This is a genomic window from Cupriavidus basilensis, from assembly GCF_000876015.1.
In the GTDB taxonomy this organism is placed as follows: Bacteria; Pseudomonadota; Gammaproteobacteria; order Burkholderiales; family Burkholderiaceae; genus Cupriavidus; species Cupriavidus basilensis_B.
This window is the reverse complement of the sequence record NZ_BBQM01000037.1, coordinates 1-18574: the sequence shown is the minus strand read 5'-3', so window position 1 is coordinate 18574 and position 18574 is coordinate 1. Positions and strand designations below refer to the sequence as shown.

Here is an 18574-nt window from a genome sequence, read left to right as displayed (position 1 = left end):
TGCGACCATCCTTGAGGGTTGGCCGGGATTCGTGTATTTCTCGCCAGAATGATCCTAAGGCGATGATTCAAAAGGGAATTTCCGATCAAGATCGGATTTTGCGGCGTCATGCAGCACGAATCCGTATCAGATCGCCAAGCGCATCGGCGTCGCCCATTACAGGGCAGGAACGCTACTGAATCAGCAAAGGTGGCTGGTTGGTGCGCTGAGAGGCAGCTGGAGTTGACGAGACAGTCTTTCTGAGAGAGCTAACGGAACACGTTGAATCCCATCTACCGGGCTTGCAGAAACGTGGCAACCGAAAAAAATGGAGAGGGGCTATAGAGGGGAGCTCTTCACGGATAGGTTCGGTTGCCTCGTGGGTCAAAGGTGCGTTTGCCGTTCGCCCCCACATGGAGAACCTTCAACGGCAACAAGTCCTCCAGGTCTTCTGGCGTCATGAATTGTGTCCATCAAAATAGTGATGGACACAATCATCTGCCGCCTCCCGACTGGGGGCTACGTTTGGCTAAATTCGCGCTTACGTTGTACGTTTGCGTACGCCTTAGTACGGCAGCATCTCCCATCAGTACATTCAACGCGATGCCATGCGCTACAATGCGCGCATGTCACGTGCAACCCTAAGCATCTCGCTTCGGGCTGTGTTGCTGCTTCTTATCGTGTTGCTGCAGCTGCTGAGCCCACTTCTGCACGGCCATTTCGGAATTCCGAAACAGACTGGCCTGCACGTGCACACCGCGCTTTCTGGCGCGGTTGATTCTCATTTTCAATCCCTCGGATCTTCCCATCATCGAGCCTCCGCGCATGAGGGGTATGCTCTTGATCGCGAGCTGGCTCTGACGAGCAGGGAACCCTTTGAGGTTGATGTAGAGCCCTCGATCGGTCCATCGGATCTCGCCGGATTTCTTTGGGCTGCTGCGGGGCCTGGGTTATCGGCACTCACCTTTCTTCTGCTGGCAGCGCTTGCCTGTTCAGCCATATCACGCCCAGTCTTTCGGCCAGCACCAATTCGCGCGCGCTGGCGCGATCGCATCAATCGAACGCCTCCAGCGCAGGCTCCCCCACCGGCCTGCTGATCCTAAGCAGGCGGACGGCACGCGCGTCACGGTGCAGCAGAACACTCGTTGAGTTGATCTGCAACAGCCCCATCACGCCCACCGTAGCGATCATGAATTCGTTAGGAGCATTGGCTTCTGACCCATCACGTTCGCTCGACGCCACAAGGCGGTAGCTGCATTGCTATCCGCTGGCCATCCACTGTTCCTACATTCTTGTTCGCGTCGCCTCGAAGCGCCACGCCGCAGTCGGTGTTCGTGCCGCTTCGGGAGGCGACGCAGTTGGAGGATGACGCCGACAGCGTTGCCTTCGTGGATTGGAGTCAGGCATGTTTCTCAAACGAATTGTGGTGGTTGGCGCATCGATTGCACTGACCGCATTTCCTGTGCGTTGGGCTACTGCTCAACCGGCGGCACAGGCAGTGTCTCTGTCGGCCGAACAGGCGCGCGCACTGGGTGTGCGCTTTAGCTCGGTCGCAGCTTCTGGGGGCTTGGAAGTCGGCACCCACGCACGTGTCGTGTTCAAGCCGGATGCGCAATATGTGGTGGCGGCTCCGTACGCGGGCGTGGTGCCTCGCGCGCTGGTGTCACTGGGGCAGACCGTCCGCCCGAGTCAACCGCTGGCGAGTTTCCTGAGCCCGCAGCTCTTTGAAGCGAGCCGCGCGCTCACGGAGGCCAACTCGCAGGCGCGTTTGGCGCAGCAATCGCTCGCCCGCGATAAGGCGCTCTTTGATGACGGCATCATCGCCGGAAGCCGCTGGCAGGCAACGCAGGCGCGGGCCGCTGAGGCCAACGCCATGGCCATGGCGCGCCGGGCCGAACTGGCTTCCGCAGGTATCGCATTCGCTGGCGCGGGCGGCGAAGCGCAACTGATCGCGAATCATGGCGGCGTGGTGTCGGAGGTCAACGCTGTTCCGGGGGCGCGAGTTGAAGCGGCCGCGCCGCTTTTCCGGATCGTTGACCCGGCTGCGCTGGAGCTGGACCTGCTGGTTGGCCGCGATGTGCCCGTGCCAACCATAGGCGACCGCATCGAGATCGTGCCGCGCGGTGCAAGCGGTACGGTCATTGGCGTTGCGCCTTCGGGTGACGGTACGGCAGGGGTGCGTGTGCGGGCGTCGCTGGAGCGCCGTGGCGATCTGCGCGCCGGCGAGAGCGTCAACGTCACGCTCAAGCTGCGCGGCTCTAACGGCGCGGGCGCCTCGGGGCTGGTGCGGGTTCCGGCGGCCGCCTTGGCCTACGTGTCCGGCGTTCCGGGCGTGTTTGTCGCCACCGACAAAGGCTTCCGCTTCCAGGAGGTCGCCGTTGCCAGTACGGATGACGCCGTCGCTGTCCTGCGCGCCAATCTGCCTACAGGGACACGCGTAGCGGTTGCGGGCGTCGGTGCACTCAAGGGCTTGCTGGCGGGAGAACAGTGATGCTGCCCCGCCTGATTGAGTTTTCTTTGCGCCAGCGTGTACTGGTGCTGATCGCGGCCGGCGTGCTTGCTGCCGCTGGCGTCTGGGCTTACCTGAACCTGCCGATTGATGCGTTTCCCGATATCTCGCCGACGCAGGTCAAGGTCGTGCTCAAGGTGCCGGGCATGACGCCGGAAGAAGTCGAGCAGCGTGTCTCGACACCCATCGAGCAGGAACTGCTCGGCCTTCCGCATAAGACGATCGTGCGCTCGGTGTCCAAATACGGCATCAGCGACGTGACGGTCGATTTTGAAGAGGGTGTGGACGTCTACTGGGCACGCCAGCAAGTGTCGGAGCGCCTGGCAGGTCTTGCCCGCGACCTGCCGTCGACAGCCGTGGGCGGCCTAGCGCCGATCACCACGCCGCTGGGCGAGATGTTCATGTTCACCGTGGAGGGCGACGGCTACTCGCTGGCGGAGCGGCGCCGAGTGCTGGACTGGGTCATCCGGCCGGCGTTGCGCACCGTTCCTGGCGTGGCCGATGTAAACGCATTGGGTGGCGAGGTCCGCAGCTATGAGGTAACGCCCGATCCGGCACGCCTGCGTGCACGGGGGGTGACGCTGGAGCAGCTGCGCCAGGCGCTGGATGCCAACAATCGCAACGATGGTGCGGGCCGGCTTGATCGCGGTGACGAGCACTGGGTGGTCCGCGTGGAAGGCGGCGTGCGCGGGCTCGACGATCTGCGAGCGATTGTCGTGGTGCCAGCGCAGAGTCCGGCGTCCAACCCTGCCGTCACCGTGGGCGATGTGGCCACCGTGCAGCTGGGTGAGGCGACCCGCAACGGCGCTGTCAGCAAGGATGGCAACGGTGAGGTAGTCGAAGGGCTGGTGCTGGGCCTGCGCGGCAGCGATGCCCGCAAGCTGGTCGAGGCGGTACAGGAACGGTTGGACACGCTTGGCCCTCAACTGCCCAAGGGCATGTCGGCACACGTGTTCTACAACCGTGGCGAGCTGGTGACACGCGCAGCCAACACGGTGGTGCGTGCGCTGATTGAAGCCAGCGTGTTGGTGGTCATCACGCTGTACCTGTTCCTGGGCGGTGTGCGGGCGGCGCTGGTGGTGGCGGCCACGCTGCCGCTGTCGATGCTGGCGACCTTCCTGCTGATGCGCTACGTGGGCCTGACCGCCAACCTGATGAGCCTGGGTGGACTGGCCATTGCTCTGGGCATGCTGGTGGATGCGGCGGTCGTTGTGGTGGAGAACATCGAGACTGCCATGGCGCGTGCCCAAGACCACAAGACCGATCCAGCGCTGCGCGGGGCCGTGATCCGTCACGCAGTGGCTACCGTTGCAGTGCCGATGCTCTCCGGCGTTTCCATCATCGCCATCGTGTTCCTGCCGCTGTTGTCATTGCAGGGGCTGGAGGGCAAGTTGTTCGGGCCGGTGGCGCTGACCATCGTGCTGGCACTGGCCTCGTCTGTGGTGATCGCCTTTACGGTCGTGCCGGCGTTGGCCTCCATGCTGCTGCTCGCGCATGCGGATGAGGCGCCTTGGCTGATGCGCAAGGTGGCGGGTGGCTTTGCCCGCCTACAGGCCTGGACCACGGCGCGCCGCCGCATCGTGTTTGGCGTGGCGGGGGCGGCGCTGGTCGTGGCGGTGGTGCTGTACATGTCAGTCGGCAAGACGTTCATGCCGACCATGGACGAAGGCGATCTGATTGTGCAGTTGCAAAAGGCGCCGTCTGTTTCCCTGGCAGCATCGCTGGACCTGGACCAACGCGTGCAGCAAGCGCTGCTCAAAGAGGTGCCCGAGATCCGCTCCATCGTGGCGCGCTCCGGCTCCGACGACCTGGGCCTGGACCCGATGGGTCTGAATGAGACCGACACCTTCCTGGTGCTCAAGCCCAAGGACCAGTGGCGCGGCAGCAAGGAGGACATCGCGACAGCCATTCGTCACGTGATGGAGCGCTTCCCCGGCGTGATCTATGGCTTCACGCAGCCGATCGAGATGCGCGTGTCGGAGATGCTGACCGGTACGCGCGGGGATATCGCCATCAAGCTCTTCGGCAGCGATCTCGCCGCTATTGACGCGGCCGCACAGGCCATTGCTGCCAAGGTGCGCTCCATCCGTGGCGCCGCCGAGGTGATCGCGCCCAGCAACAGTGGTGTGCAGTACCTGAAGGTCTCGCTGGATCGCGCGGCAGTCGGCCACGCTGGCTTTACCGGAGATGCCCTGCAAACGCAGTTGCGAGCCCTGATCGAAGGTGACCGGATTGGCGTAGTGCCCGAAGGCATTGTGCGTACACCGCTGATTCTGCGCGGCGGAGCGGGCCTGCGCCAAGCGCCGGAGAACCTCACCGGCCTCCTGGTGACGGCGCCAGATGGCAAAACTTGGCCGCTCTCGTCTCTTGCCCGCATCGAACGCGTGGACGGGCCGGTGCGCATCAACCATGAAGACGGAGCCCGGTTTGCTGTGATCCAGGCCAACGTTGAAGGCCGGGATCTGGCCGGCTTTGTGCAGGAAGCACAGGGTGCGGTTGGCAGCATCAGCACGCTGCCGAAAGGACTGCGTGTTGTCTGGGGCGGCCAGTTCGAGAATCAGCAACGTGCGGCGGCGCGTCTAGCACTGGTCGTGCCGCTGGCCTTGGGCGCCATCTTTCTGCTGCTGATGCTCACGTTCCGCTCGGTGCGGCAGGCGGTGCTGGTCGTCGCCAACATTCCGTTTGCACTCGTAGGCGGCATCGCCGCGCTGCGGATATCGGGCGAGTACCTGTCGGTGCCGGCCTCCGTCGGCTTTATCGCGCTGCTCGGGATCGCGGTGCTCAATGGTGTGGTGCTGGTCTCGCACTTCAACACCTTGCTGGAGTCGGGCTCGAGCATGGCGGAAACCGTGCGTGTGGGCGTGCAAGACCGCCTGCGGCCGGTGCTGATGACAGCCTGCATTACCGCACTGGGGATGATTCCGCTGCTATTGGCGAGCGGGCCAGGGTCGGAGATTCAACGCCCGCTGGCGATCGTAGTGTCGGGCGGGTTGCTTTCTTCGACGGCACTGACGCTGCTCCTGCTCCCCTTGCTGTTTGAACGCTTTGGTATGCCCCGGGCCCGGACGGCCGACGGGCAGGGAGATTTGCAATGAGGTTGAACATGTTTCGCTTCGCATTGGCCGGAGCCGGCGTGATGCTGCTTTGCGGCGCCACCGCCCAAGCGCAGAACACGCCGGGCTACCTACCCGCTGAGAGCTCGGTGCGTGAAGCGGTTGCGCAATCGCCCGAGGTGATGACGGCCGAAGCCCGGCGCGATGCCACGCTGGCCCGTGCCGAAGGCATTCGAGCGGGGACGGCCGAGACTGTGGTGAGAGCGATCGGACAGGGGCGTCAGGTCCGAGATCCGTCTGAGCGACATGCGGAAGGGCAGATCGCCGTGGAGCGGCCGTTGAGGCTGTGGGGCAAGGCTCAAGCCGATGGCCAGCTTGCTGATGCGGCGGCCGAGGCTGGCCAACTTGCGGTGAAGGACGCACGCCACGAAGCATCGCGGCAGATCCTCTCGCTGTGGTTTGCTGCTGTGCGGGCTGGGCAAGCACGCCAGGCCGCTCAGGAGAATGCCCGGGCTGCGGCCGAGTTGGCGACGCTGACGGCCCGCCGGGTCCAGTTGGGTGACGCTTCGCGCTTGGACGGTGAACTGGCAGCAGCGGATCAGGCTCGCATGCAAGCCGCACTGGCGACGGCCACTGCAGCCGAACAGGCCGCGCAGGCGGAACTGCAGGCCCGTTTTCCGGGGTTGCCCCGGCCCATGATGGCCGCTGACACCGCGCTGCCCGTGTTGCCGCAGGACCCACCGGAACGATTGCGCACGCAGTACATACAGGACAGCCACGAGTATCGGCTTGCCATGGCGGAAGAGGTGCAGGCACAGCAGATGGCCAAGCGGGCAGATCTGGAGCGCCGGCCCGATCCCACCGTCGGCATGTTCGTATCGGTGGAGCGTGGTGGTGCGGAACGCATCATGGGAGTGAGCGTGGCGATGCCGCTCGGCTCGGCGCATCGCCGTACTGCCGCAGCAGCGGCCGCGGCCGATGCGGAAGCTGCAGCTCGCCGCAGACTCGGTGCAGAACGACGCCTGGGTGCGGAATTCGACGTGCTCTATCGTGACCTGCAAGGCAAAGGGGGAGCCGCGCAAGCACAGATCGAAGCGACTACGTTACAGAGACGCGCAGCCGACCGCGCCACCCGCGCGTTTCGCGCCGGCGAGTCCGGCTTGACCGAGCTGTTGGTGGCACGCCGCGGCCTTGCCGACGCAGTGTTGGCCGAGCGGCTCGCTCGGGTGAACGTACTGGAGGCGGACAGCCGGCTCCAGCTGGATCTGCATCGCATGTGGGATTTCGATGACTGATCTTGAGCAACGCCTGACATGCCCCATGAATAGATAGCGATAACCATCAACGTGGGTGCGTTCGCAACGACCGAAGCAGCGGCGTACTCCACGTGTCCTAACGTAGATGAATCATGCGACATCCCGAAGACCTCGATCTCAAAATCGACCTGGATACCGAAGACAGTGCGACCAAGCAGGCAGCCGCACGGCGCAGCACGCTGGTGAGCGTGGGCGTCAACCTGAGCTTGACCGTTGCACAAGTCGTGGCGGGCATCCTGGCCGGCTCCCAGGCGTTGGTGGCCGATGCCATCCACTCGTTGTCCGATTTGATCTCGGACTTCGTTGTGCTGTTTGCCAGCCACCACAGCCAGAAAGGGCCGGATGCAACTCACCACTATGGCCATCAGCGCTTCGAGAACGCCGCGTCGCTAGTGCTCGGATTGCTGTTGCTGGCCGTCGGCGTCGGCATGCTTTGGAATGCAGTAGTGAAGCTGGAGCACCCCGAGGCCATTCAGCCAGTCAAGCTCATCGGCCTGTGGGTCGCTCTCGGGGCGCTGGCGGCAAAGGAGCTGCTGTTCCGCTACATGCTGGCCGTTGCCGAGCGTGTGCGCTCCAGCATGCTGGTCGCCAACGCATGGCATGCACGCTCGGACGCCGCCTCGTCGCTGGTGGTGGCGCTCGGCATTGTGGGCAATGTGTTCGGCTACCGCCTGCTTGATCCTGTAGCGGCTCTGATCGTCGGCCTGATGGTGACGCGCATGGGTTGGCAGTTCGGGTGGGAGGCGCTGCACGATCTCATGGACCGTGCCGTCGACCAGGAAACCGTTGAGGCGATCCACCAAACGATGCTGGAAACGCCCGGCGTGCACGGCGTACACGACGTCAAGACCCGCCGCATGGGCGACATGATCCTGGTCGATGTCCACCTGGAAGTCGATGCGCGTGCCAACGTGAGACAAGGCCACGACATTGCATTGGAAGCGCGGCGCCGCGTCATGCTGCGCCGCGATGTGCTCAACGTAATGACCCACGTGGACCCTGTGGAGGCGCCAACCTAAACGCGAGGGAGGGCAGTTTTTTGATCTGCGACAACTGTTTTCCGTATCGCGGCGGCGATCGATCAGAAGTCGCTGCTCCGTAACGGGGCATGCGAGTACATAGATGTTGTACTGCGCAGCCATGATTCACACACTCCAATTTCTAGGTGGTTTTATGCGCTCTGAACAGAAGTACTCCCTTGCCATGCGATCCCTGCATTGGCTGGTATTCCTGGCCGTCACGATTGCCGTGGTGGCGATCGAGATCCACGACTTTTTTCCCAAAGGCAGCACCGCGCGCACCGCGGCATTTGCGGTTCATCAGACCGCGGGGCTGTCCGTGCTCGCGTTGATGGTGCTGCGTTTATTTGTCCGCTGGGGAACCCAGCCGCCGGCACCGGTCCCTGGCCCACAACTGCTGCAGCGTGCAGCATGCCTCACGCATGGCGTGCTCTACCTGTTGATGGTCGGGATGCCCATTCTTGGCGTGCTGGCGCTGGCCTGGGGTGGTAAGCCGATTCAGCCGTTCGGGCTGACTTTGACGCTCCCCCTTTTGCAGGACAAGAGCTTGGCGAGCCTCAGCAAGGAGGTGCATGAGTCAGGTGCCACGCTCGTGTACATCTTTGTTGGGCTGCATGCGGCCGCAGCGCTCTGGCATGAGTTCATGCTGAAAGACCGATTGTTGCGTCGCATGATCTAGCGCAGCAAACGGTTCTTCCAGGTCGCTATTCGTGCAGGCCCATCGTTCATGGAATCCGGCTTCCGTCATCTCAATATAGCGCTGCTCGCTGTCTCGGCCGCGACGCTGGCGGCCGGATTGTTGGCGCGCTACCTGCGGGCCGACCAAGATAAGCCGACCCGCTATCATAAGCCTCTCGGTGATGAAGGCGGCGCTTGTTATTTCGTTTGGTAATTAGGCGTCAGGCCGGTTTTGGCCGCTGGCCAGCGCGTCCAACTGGCGCTTTCTTCAACACATCTACCAACCGGCGCGTCGTTGCCGCCTCGGTCTCGGCGCGCTCAGCGCGTCGCAGCGCTTCCTGCAGCTGCAACTGAGTCTGCGCCAGTTGATCGGCCGCCGCGCGCAGCTGAGCCACGGCGGCGTCTGCCTGCTGCTGCGCCCCGCCCAGTTCCGCGCGCAAGGCGCCGATCGCGTTGGCGTGCTGAACAGCCGCCTGCTGTATCTCGGCCCGAGTGGCCACAAGCTGCGCGCGCAGTTCTTCCGCCAGCTTCTCGCTCTTCTGGCGAGCGGTACGCTCCTGGTCGATCTCGCGCAGTGCTCGCTTCTCGTGACTGGCCGCGCGCATGTCGGCTGCGTCAGCACGTTCCCGTTCACGCTCAAGCTGAGCGCCGAACTCGGTCCGCAGCTCCGTCAACTGCCGTGTCGCTTCATCCAGTTGCCGGCGGGCCTCCTGCAGACGGGCATCGGTCGCGGCATGGGCTTGGCGTTCGGTGGACAGCGCCTCCTGCTGCTCCGTGAGCTGTGCGCGAACGGCATCGAGCTGCGTCTGGGTCGCTGCCGTCGCCTGCCGGGCAGCTTCCGATTCGGCGGCCGCCTGGTCACGTGCCGTCTCGGCAGCGTGCACCTGGTGGCGCGCTTCGGCCCGTAGCGCGGCAAGTTCACCGGTCGCGGCCGACGAGGCGGCCTGCCAGATCGTCAGCACGGCCTCGGCCGCGACCTGCTTCATGGCGTCGGGGAGCTCCGGGTGGTCGATCTTGACGCGCGTCTTTTCCCGCAAGTCCTGCCAGAAGCGGTTCAGCACGTCGGTCGGCGTGCTCATGCTGCCCTTGCGCACCAGGCTGTAGAGCTTGTTGGCCGTCGGCGTGACGCCGTAGCGAAAAAACAGCAGCGCACAGACCTCCCGGTAAAGCTCGCGGGTATCGGTGAAACGGCCGCGCAGCGCGGCGATATCGGCTTGCAGGGCTTGGTCTTCCACAGTGGAAGCGGGGTCGAGCGTCATGGTCGCGGGCTTTGTTTGCGTCTTGGAAGTAAAATAATACAACGTAAACCGATTGATTCCCTATTATCCGCCGCAGTCTTTAGACATAATGGCGCTTCTGTCTAGTGATCATGTCACAGTGGCCCGGCCTAACGCGTCTCGCTCAAAGTGACTTGGCGGACAGTTGATTGCGCGGCGTTCAATCACTATGATTGGTTTTTAATCACAATGATTTGCCTGTGCTATAGCCGATGAGCCTCAACATGCCCTCCCCAATGAAAGACACTGCCTGGGATCGCCTTGAGAACGCCATCAAGGAGGACCGTCCCCTGCAACCGATCCGCAAGCTCGTCATCAGGGGCTCGGTCGATGTGGTGTTCCGGCGCGCGGACACGCCCGCACTCGTGGTAGCCGGTGAAAGTGCCGACGCGGTGGCGGCGGTCCGGACCGAGTACAAAGGCGACAAGCTGGTCATCGAGCGCGAAGGCGTATCGATCAGCTTTGGCAGCGGCCACATGACTTTCCACGGCACGGTCGGCTCGGTGGTGATGGGCGACATCGTGAACGGCCAAGCCACCGGGCAGACGGTTTCGCTTCGCCAGCCTCGCGCGGTGGTGAGCCTCGCGCTGCCCGAGTCCCCCGCGGTCAAGATCAAGGGCAGCGGCGACGTCACCTTGCTCGATCTGCGGCAAGATGCCCTGGACCTGGAGATTCAGGGTTCGGGCGACATCACCGTCTCCGGCGAGGTCACCCGCCTGCACGTGCAGGTCGCGGGCTCCGGCGATGTCGATGCCAGCGAGCTGATCGCCGAGTCGGCCGACCTGTCAGTAGCGGGTTCCGGCGACATCGAGGCCTTCGTGCGCTCCGACGTGCGCGCCCGCGTCGCGGGCTCCGGAGACATCGTCGTGCGGGGCAACCCGCCGCGCCGGGACGACCGGGTGGCCGGCTCCGGCAAGATCAAATTCCGCTGACGGCGCCGGGCACTTCGCCCGACTGTATTGACCCGATTTCAGGAGGACGCCATGTCCAAGACCGAAACCCGCGTATTGACCGCCCACGTCCCGGTGCCGCTGGCCGAAAAGGTTGACCAACTGGCCGACCGCCTCGAACGCTCGCGCGGCTGGATCATGAAGCAGGCGCTGTCTGCCTGGATTGCCCAGGAAGAGGAGCGCGATCGCCTCACCCGTGAGGCACTGGCCGATGTGGACGCCGGCCGCGTCATCGGTCACCAAGCGGTGCAGGCCTGGGCGGACAGCCTGGGCACCGGTGAACCGCTGGCGGTGCCGCGCTGATGGAACTGCAGTGGACTGGAAAGGCGCAGGAAGACCTCGCACGCCTGTACGAGTTTCTCGCCCCGGTGAACCAGCCAGCGGCAGCGCGCGCAGTGCAGGCGTTGATCAAGGCGCCAGAGACCCTGTTGACCAATCCGCGCGTGGGTGAGCAACTGTTCCAATTCGAGCCACGCGAAGTACGGCGCATCCTCGTCGGCCAGTATGAGATGCGCTACGAGATCCAGGGCGACACCATCTACGTGCTGCGGCTGTGGCACACCCGCGAAGACCGATAACAGGAGGCAAGACCATGCTGGAGTACCGGCTGACGCCGAACCATGCCGGCGTCGCGTTGTGGGGCGATTTCGCGGCGCTGGAACGGCTGCATGGTTTCATCCACTACGTCGTGCAGGAAAGCGTCTACATCGAGGACAAGGAGGGTTTTGTGCTCGGCCTCGCGTACGACGTACGCAAAGCCTACTCGGGGCAGCGCAGCGTCGACCATCGCGGCGACACCAAGGACGACCGCTGCCGCATTTACGGCGTCGAAGTCCTGTGGCCGGTGCTCCTGACCCAGGTCGGCGTGCTGCGCCAGGCCATGGCCTTCGTCCCGACCAACAAGCTCGACCAGGCGATCATGTTCGAGTTGGAGCACGTGGTCGAATCGGCAGTACGCGCCGCCACGCCGGTGTTGGCCGATGAAGTCATCCACCGCACACGGTCCGCCTCGAACGCGACCTACGTGCACCTGGAGAGCGTGCTCGATAGCCGCTGTCGGTACTTCATTGCGCTGCCGCCCAAACAGCGCCTCAAGATGCTGCCCAAGGTGATGGCGACATTCGATCCGATGTATGGATACCTGGCCAAGTCGGATGTCACGATGCGCCCCGATGTCATCCCGCCCACCGCCTTCATCGACAGCGATGAAGACTGGCCGGACTTCGAGTGGTGATGCACATGCAGTCCATTCCGGCTGACCTGACCGCACCTCTTCATTGATGACCCAGCTTGTTCCTTCGTTCAACGGCCCCGCACAGGCCATCGAGCAGTTGCGCATCCCGCCGGTACTATCGGGGGCCAACGGCGGCAACCGTGCGCGCGCAGGCACCCGCCAAATCACGGCGGACGATGATCTGTCCGCCGTTGCTGCGTGGCTCGCACGCTATGCCGCGGTTCCAGGCACGGTTGCGACCTATCGCAAGGAAGCCGAGCGCCTGATGTTGTGGGCGATCCTGCAGCACGGCAAGCCGCTGTCCTCGCTCACGCACGAAGACCTGTTGGTGTATGAGCGCTTCCTGGCCGACCCGCAGCCGGCATGGCGCTGGGTCATGGCCTCGCGCAAGAAGCTGGCGCGAACATCGCCCGATTGGCGCCCGTTTGCCGGCCCGCTGTCGCCCACGAGCGTGCGGCATGCGATGACGATCCTCAACGCGCTGTTCGCTTGGCTCGTCGAAGCGGGGTATCTGGCCGGCAATCCGTTGTCGCTCGCACGCCGGCGCGGCACCAAGGCGCCGCCGCGCGTGACGCGGTACCTGACGCACGACCTTTGGGATACCGTTCGAGCCACGATCGAGACGATGCCCGTCACGACCGAACGCGACCGGCTGCATGCGGCCCGTTGCCGGTGGCTGTTCTCGGTCTTGTACCTCGCCGGCCTGCGTGCGGCGGAAATCGCCAGTACGCCGATGGGCGCGGTGTTCTGCCGACGCGATGCCACTGGCGTCGAGCGCTGGTGGATCGAGGTCAAGGGCAAGGGCGACAAGACACGACTGGTCCCTGCCACCGACGAACTGATCGCGGAACTGGCACGCTACCGGCGCATCTGTGGCTTGCCGCCGTCGCCGCAGGCCGGTGAAACGCGCCCTTTGCTGCTGCCCGTGATCAGACCGGAAAAGCCGCTCTCGCGCGCGGCGATTCACTTGATCGTCAAAGAGGTGTTCAAGCTGGCGGCTGACCGGCTGCGGTCTCAGGGGCCTGAGTTCAACGTGCAGGCGGATCGGCTGGCCAGCGCATCGTCCCACTGGCTGCGCCATACCGCCGGCACCCACATGACCGACAGCCATGTCGACCTGCGTTTCGTGCGCGACAACCTCGGCCACGCGTCGCTCACCACGACCAGCATCTACCTGCACACCGAAGAGGATCTGCGCCACGCGGCGACGCAGGCGAACCACCGGCTGGGCTGGGGCACCTAAGCGTACCCAGGTAGGTACCGTAGAGGGACAGCCTGAGTCATCCAGCTTTGTCGTCGGGGTGCGTCCAATCCGACAAGGCGATCAACTCGTTCAGTTCGTCGTCTGGGATCGAGAGCAACCAGGCACGTAGCTCATCCTCATTCATCTCGACCGGGTTCTTGTCGAGGTCTACGATGCGCCAACGCAACCGCTCGCGGGCTTCCACGTTGAGCGGTGGCGGAAGAATCGGATGCGAGTGCGAACCGCTCGCACCCGATTTCGGCCTCAGACGGAACCCATAAAAGGTCTTCATTGCACTACCGACGGGCCGAGGTCAGTCCGTGAAACCGACCAGCCACTGATTGTCGTGGTCGAACAAGTAGGCCACCACGGTCCTATGCTTTTGGATCTGGGCCGCCTGCTTGGCGGCGCCGCGATAGTCTGCGAACACCTTGGCCAGGTCCGGGTTGGCACCATACCGATAGACCGTGACCCCGCGTTGGGACTCCATGGCATCGGCCAGGAATTCGTCGCTATCGGGCAGGTGCACGACGTAGCCCACGAACTTCGCGGACGCCGCAAAACCCATACTTTCGCGCATGGCCTCGGGGCTCGGTACCGCGCCAATGGCAGCCTCCACACGTTCTGTCTGACTGCCGCGCCGCTTGGCCTCACCCATGGTGAGTACCTCCGGACGGGCCGTCGAGCGGGAGGTAGCGCCCATCGGACGATTGGCTGCCGACGACGCCTTCGCTGCCAATCATGTCCTGCCACGCAAGGATGGAATCGGCCACCGCATCGGAGTCGCCCTTGAATGCGACGACCGACTCCCCGCACGTCGGGCACGGCCCGCCAAAGGCCGCATCGATACCGGCCAGGCCGCGCGTGCCCAGCGCCTCAAACTCGGCAAACGCCGTTTTGCAGCTGCCGCACACCAGCGTCTCCGGGCGCAGCGCCGCCAGTTTGGCGTGCGCTTGCGCCACCCGTTGTTCTTTGGTCCCGCGTTGTTTTGCTTGTCCCACCATTTCTCCCTTGTTGATACGGCCTGAGCCGGCAAAGTCAGAGCGCGGTCAGCGGGCCGCTATTCTTCAGGCATCCAGTAAAACTCACCCGCATCCACGTCTTCCAAGATACGCGGCTCCGGCGCTCCCTTCTGCTCGACCGAGACAATCGTGCCGTGTCCGTACATGCGTTGGCCGACCTTTGGAAACTCCACGATCGCGATCACGGGTACCGCGAACGATGTTTCTTGGTTGTAGGCGTAGGCGTCCCCTGAAACCTCAATCCTCAGAATATCCGGCACTTGATCTTCGGCGCAATGGCAGCGGCTTGAGGTCGCTCTCTTGACATCCGGGTAACCGACCAATCGCTGGATGGCGTGGATTCGGGAATTGGACGTGTCCTCGAAAACAAGTTCAGCCGCGTTGTGCATGCCGCCGATGGTGGTCAGCCAAAATGGCGTAATGCCGCTGGGTCGAAGCGCCAAGGAAACGTCTCGCCACTGCGCTTCAGTCACGGCAAGTCCGAGGTCCTCCGCGCGTGCGAGTCCCGCCGCATCGTCGAACAGGACATAGTGGGGCTTGCCATTCAGGGTGTCGAGATCCGTCGCGCGAAGCGACGCGTACGTTCGGTGGCCGAGGCAGGCAGCGAGGAGCTGATGCACTTGGCCGAGTTTGATTTTGGGAGCTTGCTTGACAAGGAGGGCGTGCGCGATGCCGCTCCAGCGGGAGAACTGGTCCATGGTTGTCTCTCAGAGCACAGCGAACGTTGAGCGTTTAGCGTCCGCCGCCTTTGACAATCATGCGACGCGGAAGGAAGAGATGAATTCGTGCCAGTTTAAGCCGCTCAAAACTTGGGCTGGGAGCCCAGGCGGCGATGCGCGCCCGTGATGATTCTGCCATTGGTCCGAACCAAACGCAAACGCAGTCACGAAGATGGCAACGATGGTCTGCCCTCGGGCGGATCTAAACGACTACTGCTCGATATAGGTGCCGAGCACCAGCACCTGTCCCGCCTCGGAAATCTCGAAAACGACGTTGCGACAGTTGAATTCAAAGCCGGTCCCATCGACGCCGTGCAGGTAGGAAACAACTCCGCCGCCTGCGAAGTGCACCGTATGGGACACGGTGTCGTAGAGGCGGATGATGCTGTGTTTCACAACCTTCGAGAGATCGGCGATGGTGACTGCGCGGATAGCCGGCGTCCGCCCGTCGATGTCACCGTCGCGTGAGCAGTGAACCGTGGCGACGCCTGGCAACGTGACCATGAAGCTACCGTCGGGGTAGTCCATCCGCTGCCCACCTTGGCAGTCGACAGCGGCGCGGGAATGTGGCGAAGGTGGGTCGGATCGGTCAGGCATGGAGGTCTCTCGAAAACAGGACGGAAATGCTGTTTATGCGATCAAGGCGCCCCGGAGATTCCGACAACGCTGAAGACCAGCAACGGCAGCAGCATCAACCCTCCGATTCCCATGAAGACATAGGCGATTGCACGCAATACACGTCGCTGTGCGGCCATAGAGCGCAGCGCCTCCTCATCCGTGGAGGCACCCGTATCAGTCATCCCCATGGAAGCGAGCAGGCTCGCGATCCCGAGTCCGAGCAGGACGATTGGGAGGTCGAAGTCAGCTGAGGAAATGCCTGTTTCCTGGCTGCGTCAAAGCATGGGGACCCCGCCGCCTGAGTACTGCTCCAGGACGCGCTTCGCACCACGTTCCAGCGCGTCTTGGCCGGCAGACAAGAGCTTGCGAGCTGTGCTCGCTAGACCCTCTTCTGCGCTATGCGCGACTTCGCCGACCTTCTGGGAGACTGTGTCCGCTACCTTGCCAGGCACCGCCGCCACACGGTCCCACGCCGCTTGCGCACGCTCGCCCAGCGTCAGCTCCGGCGCGAAGTGTGTGCGCCAGCGTAGATACCCCCATACTGAACTGAACTCGCGTCCGGTTTTCTCCAACGGCAGCGTGCCGTCCTTCAGATAGCGGTCCAAATCGATGCGATCCTGACCCATAACTGGTGGCGGTGGCGGCGCGACTTCACCCTTGCCGCCGTCAGAAACCGGCGCATAGCGCTCGATCGTTCCGCGCGGGTCCCGCTGGAGGTCCGCGCTCATCTTCTGCCACTCCGCCTTCCATCTGGCGTTCCACTCGGCATCTTTGCGCTTGAGGTCTTCCAGCCGGTTTTTTTCCCTCAGCTTCCAGACCCCTTCATTGGTGGCGCCCATTGGCTTGAACCACGCACGCGAGTCGTGCACGTAGTCGTCAAAGAACTTGACGATCCTCGGGTCCAACGGCGACGTGTCATTCCAATACTCTTTGACCTCTCGCCACTGTGCAACTTTGTCGCCCCATATGGCACGGTGGAGTCTGATCAACGCCTCAGCGGCCACACCTGACCTGCGGAATACCGCCGCCATCCAGCCATCTGAGTACAGGATGGAGTTTTCCATCTCCGACATCGTCTTGGCTTCTTCGCGCAATTCTTCGTTTGCGCCGCTCAGATCCTGTGCGCACTGAGCACTGTAATTCTGTGCTCGCCTGAAAAAGGGTTGGTTCTCAAAGGCATCGGGTCCGCTGCCCAGGCGCAGCCGACGCCAACGCAGGTACAAGCCGTATTGCACGTGTGCTGCGCCAGTAGTTCCTCCGCCCTTCTTTTTGATAAGCGGATTCACCGCATCAACGTACGCGTTGTAGTCCTTGATCAGTTGGGGCGAGATCTTGAGTGCATCCAGAACCCGAGGTGGAAGATCCGCTGACGGCTTCAACGGCACGCCGGCAGCAACGGCTTCCCGATACATCTTGGCAAGTGTCACTTGCGAGAGCTTGGTGCTGTCGTCGGGTGTTCCGTCGGCCCTGCAACCACGGCCTTGGTCCCCTGGCCGGTATGCCCCGCCCACATCCGTGTGGACGCCTGGATAGGCGATTTCGAGCAGATCCCTGGCGACCGCCTTGTCCAACGGGAACGAGCCACGTATTTCGTGTGAGGAAATCAAGTGGACCGTCCGATTGACATATTTCGGAATGCGTAGGAATTCCTCTTGGCCCCACCCGCCGTGGCCGGTGGAGAACATGGAGCTTTGGGCGAACCCCACGGACGCGACAGTATCCAAGATTCCGAGGAAATCGAAGCTCACCTCGACACCAGCCAGCGTCATACCTGGGTCGAACGCATCTTCCAGCCAGTTGCTGAACACCCGAGCTTCCGCCGCGCCGCGTGAGAATCCGAACACGTACAGGCGAATGCGCTGGAGCTTCGGCTTGCGGTCGGCGATGAGTGCCTTCAGCTTTTGCGAAAGGAACTCGCGCCGCCGTTGCAACTCCTGCTTGCGCGGAATGGCATTGGGAATGTTGTCCGCCGTGTCCAACGCGACGGCGAGCGTGCGCCCCGTCCCTGCGTCATTCAGTTGCTCCACTTCGTCTTTGATCTTCTGCGCCTCGTCGCGTGCGCCGGCTTCCGCGCGCTTATGTACAGGGAAGCTCAAATCGCCCGAGATTTTGCGAAGCACCTTCAGATCTTCGGTGCCCATCGCCCTACTCAGATCATCTCCGTAAAACAGCTGGTAAAGCGCATCGGTTAGTTTCAGCAATGCCCAATTGATGCGGGCTTCACCGCCCCAGCCCGCCATCAGCCCCGCCCGTGCGTCATAGCCGCGGCCGGTGTCGCCGATTTCTTTCTCGAACGGTGTCCCGATGCCGGGCACATAGAAGGCCACCTGATTTTTCTTCCGCTCAAAGATGTCGTACAGCCGCGCTACGTTACTGTGGGCGTGCTTGGGTGCGTCCCGATCCTTGTTGTTGTTGGTGCCATCGAAGAAGATCCCGATTCGCAATTCCTCGGTGCATTGCCCTGAGAAGGCCTCAATGTTGTTCGCCATGCACCGTCCCTTCTCGTCCAGCGTTAGGGCGAAGGGATTTGGCTGCAGTCGTTCGAGTTCGGCCATCTCATCGCTCCTGGCTGGATGACGCCATGCGCTCGGGATAGAACTTGGCGGCGCACGCCTTGTCCGCCATGCAAGCGTCTTCTGGATACTTCAGTCCGCCTGGAAATTTGGGATTGAGAGGCGTATAGCGCGAAGCAATGGCTCTTATCTTCTTGCCTGGGTAAAACGCTAGCCAAAGCGAACTTGGATCGCCGTCAGGATACGGCTCGACGGGGACCTGTGCCTTGTATGTCGCATCATGGTCCTTCCGGTAGAGCGTGTCGTCCTGCCATTCAACTTCTACTGTAAGACCTGGATGCCACTTGCGTGGCACACCGATTGCCCCTGCAACACCAAAACCCCCTGCATGGCGCTTCTCACTTCCTACCCAAACGCCGTTTACATAAACGATGTCGAGTCCCT

General features: G+C 63.0%; 19 protein-coding genes. 11 read left to right on the top strand and 8 right to left on the bottom strand.

The features are described from left to right. Positions 1–1384: 1384 nt before the first annotated feature. The 6 genes from KF708C_RS33610 (at position 1385) to KF708C_RS36235 (ending at position 8768) form a co-directional block, all read left to right on the top strand. Positions 1385–2470 carry an efflux RND transporter periplasmic adaptor subunit gene (locus KF708C_RS33610; RefSeq protein WP_059416143.1) on the top strand — a complete coding sequence of 362 codons (1086 nt, stop codon included), beginning with the start codon at positions 1385–1387 and terminating at the stop codon, positions 2468–2470. Next, positions 2470–5583: an efflux RND transporter permease subunit gene (locus KF708C_RS33605; protein WP_059416141.1), complete on the top strand. Its 3114-nt coding sequence runs from the start codon at positions 2470–2472 to the stop codon at positions 5581–5583. The genes KF708C_RS33610 and KF708C_RS33605 overlap by 1 nt, the downstream gene beginning before the upstream one ends. Then, positions 5580–6836 (top strand): TolC family protein, encoded by a 1257-nt coding sequence (locus tag KF708C_RS33600; RefSeq protein WP_059416139.1) that lies wholly within the window; start codon positions 5580–5582, stop codon positions 6834–6836. The genes KF708C_RS33605 and KF708C_RS33600 overlap by 4 nt, the downstream gene beginning before the upstream one ends. 113 nt (positions 6837–6949) lie before the next feature. After that, positions 6950–7876, top strand: a complete 927-nt coding sequence (locus KF708C_RS33595; RefSeq protein ID WP_059416137.1) for a cation diffusion facilitator family transporter — start codon at positions 6950–6952, stop codon at positions 7874–7876. Between the two features lie 154 nt (positions 7877–8030). Further along, the gene (locus tag KF708C_RS33590) at positions 8031–8555 is read left to right on the top strand and encodes a cytochrome b (protein ID WP_049286305.1); all 525 of its coding nucleotides are present in this window, start codon (positions 8031–8033) and stop codon (positions 8553–8555) included. A 48-nt stretch (positions 8556–8603) separates the two neighbouring features. Beyond that, a complete protein-coding gene (locus KF708C_RS36235) occupies positions 8604–8768 on the top strand; it encodes a hypothetical protein (protein ID WP_156174057.1) in 165 nt (54 codons plus the stop codon). Positions 8769–8775: 7 nt separating this feature from the next. Here KF708C_RS36235 and KF708C_RS33585 read toward each other — a convergent pair whose 3' ends face one another. Continuing rightward, positions 8776–9813 (bottom strand): DNA-binding protein, encoded by a 1038-nt coding sequence (locus KF708C_RS33585; protein WP_017515764.1) that lies wholly within the window; start codon positions 9811–9813, stop codon positions 8776–8778. 230 nt (positions 9814–10043) lie between these two features. Here KF708C_RS33585 and KF708C_RS33580 point away from each other — a divergent pair, with 230 nt between their 5' ends. The 5 genes from KF708C_RS33580 to KF708C_RS33560 are packed head-to-tail and all read left to right on the top strand — an operon-like array spanning position 10044 to position 13258. Further along, positions 10044–10763 carry a GIN domain-containing protein gene (locus KF708C_RS33580; protein ID WP_038316598.1) on the top strand — a complete coding sequence of 240 codons (720 nt, stop codon included), beginning with the start codon at positions 10044–10046 and terminating at the stop codon, positions 10761–10763. 51 nt (positions 10764–10814) lie between these two features. Further along, complete coding sequence (locus tag KF708C_RS33575; RefSeq protein ID WP_017514034.1) at positions 10815–11084, top strand: CopG family ribbon-helix-helix protein; 270 nt, start codon at positions 10815–10817, stop codon at positions 11082–11084. Further along, positions 11084–11359 carry a type II toxin-antitoxin system RelE/ParE family toxin gene (locus tag KF708C_RS33570; protein ID WP_017514035.1) on the top strand — a complete coding sequence of 92 codons (276 nt, stop codon included), beginning with the start codon at positions 11084–11086 and terminating at the stop codon, positions 11357–11359. The genes KF708C_RS33575 and KF708C_RS33570 overlap by 1 nt, the downstream gene beginning before the upstream one ends. A 14-nt stretch (positions 11360–11373) precedes the next feature. Continuing rightward, positions 11374–12015 (top strand): DUF6904 family protein, encoded by a 642-nt coding sequence (locus KF708C_RS33565; RefSeq protein ID WP_017514036.1) that lies wholly within the window; start codon positions 11374–11376, stop codon positions 12013–12015. Positions 12016–12061: 46 nt separating this feature from the next. Beyond that, positions 12062–13258, top strand: a complete 1197-nt coding sequence (locus KF708C_RS33560) for a tyrosine-type recombinase/integrase (protein ID WP_017514037.1) — start codon at positions 12062–12064, stop codon at positions 13256–13258. Between the two features lie 37 nt (positions 13259–13295). On the opposite strand, the gene KF708C_RS36230 is transcribed toward KF708C_RS33560, so the two are convergent. The 7 genes from KF708C_RS36230 to KF708C_RS35280 form a co-directional block, all read right to left on the bottom strand. Continuing rightward, entirely contained in the window at positions 13296–13550 is a 255-nt protein-coding gene (locus KF708C_RS36230; protein WP_017514038.1) for a hypothetical protein, read from the bottom strand. Positions 13551–13571: 21 nt separating this feature from the next. Beyond that, positions 13572–13916, bottom strand: a complete 345-nt coding sequence (locus KF708C_RS33555) for a hypothetical protein (RefSeq protein ID WP_017514039.1) — start codon at positions 13914–13916, stop codon at positions 13572–13574. Next, entirely contained in the window at positions 13909–14259 is a 351-nt protein-coding gene (locus tag KF708C_RS33550) for a hypothetical protein (protein ID WP_038316601.1), read from the bottom strand. The genes KF708C_RS33555 and KF708C_RS33550 overlap by 8 nt, the downstream gene beginning before the upstream one ends. 59 nt (positions 14260–14318) lie before the next feature. Further along, complete coding sequence (locus tag KF708C_RS36225) at positions 14319–14978, bottom strand: hypothetical protein (RefSeq protein WP_017514041.1); 660 nt, start codon at positions 14976–14978, stop codon at positions 14319–14321. A gap of 231 nt (positions 14979–15209) precedes the next feature. Further along, entirely contained in the window at positions 15210–15527 is a 318-nt protein-coding gene (locus KF708C_RS33540) for a hypothetical protein (protein ID WP_017514042.1), read from the bottom strand. A gap of 365 nt (positions 15528–15892) precedes the next feature. Beyond that, positions 15893–18172 carry a T6SS phospholipase effector Tle1-like catalytic domain-containing protein gene (locus KF708C_RS33535; protein WP_039376341.1) on the bottom strand — a complete coding sequence of 760 codons (2280 nt, stop codon included), beginning with the start codon at positions 18170–18172 and terminating at the stop codon, positions 15893–15895. 1 nt (position 18173) lies between these two features. Then, positions 18174–18574: DUF3304 domain-containing protein (locus tag KF708C_RS35280; RefSeq protein WP_156174056.1), on the bottom strand; the 401-nt coding region annotated here is incomplete at its 5' end.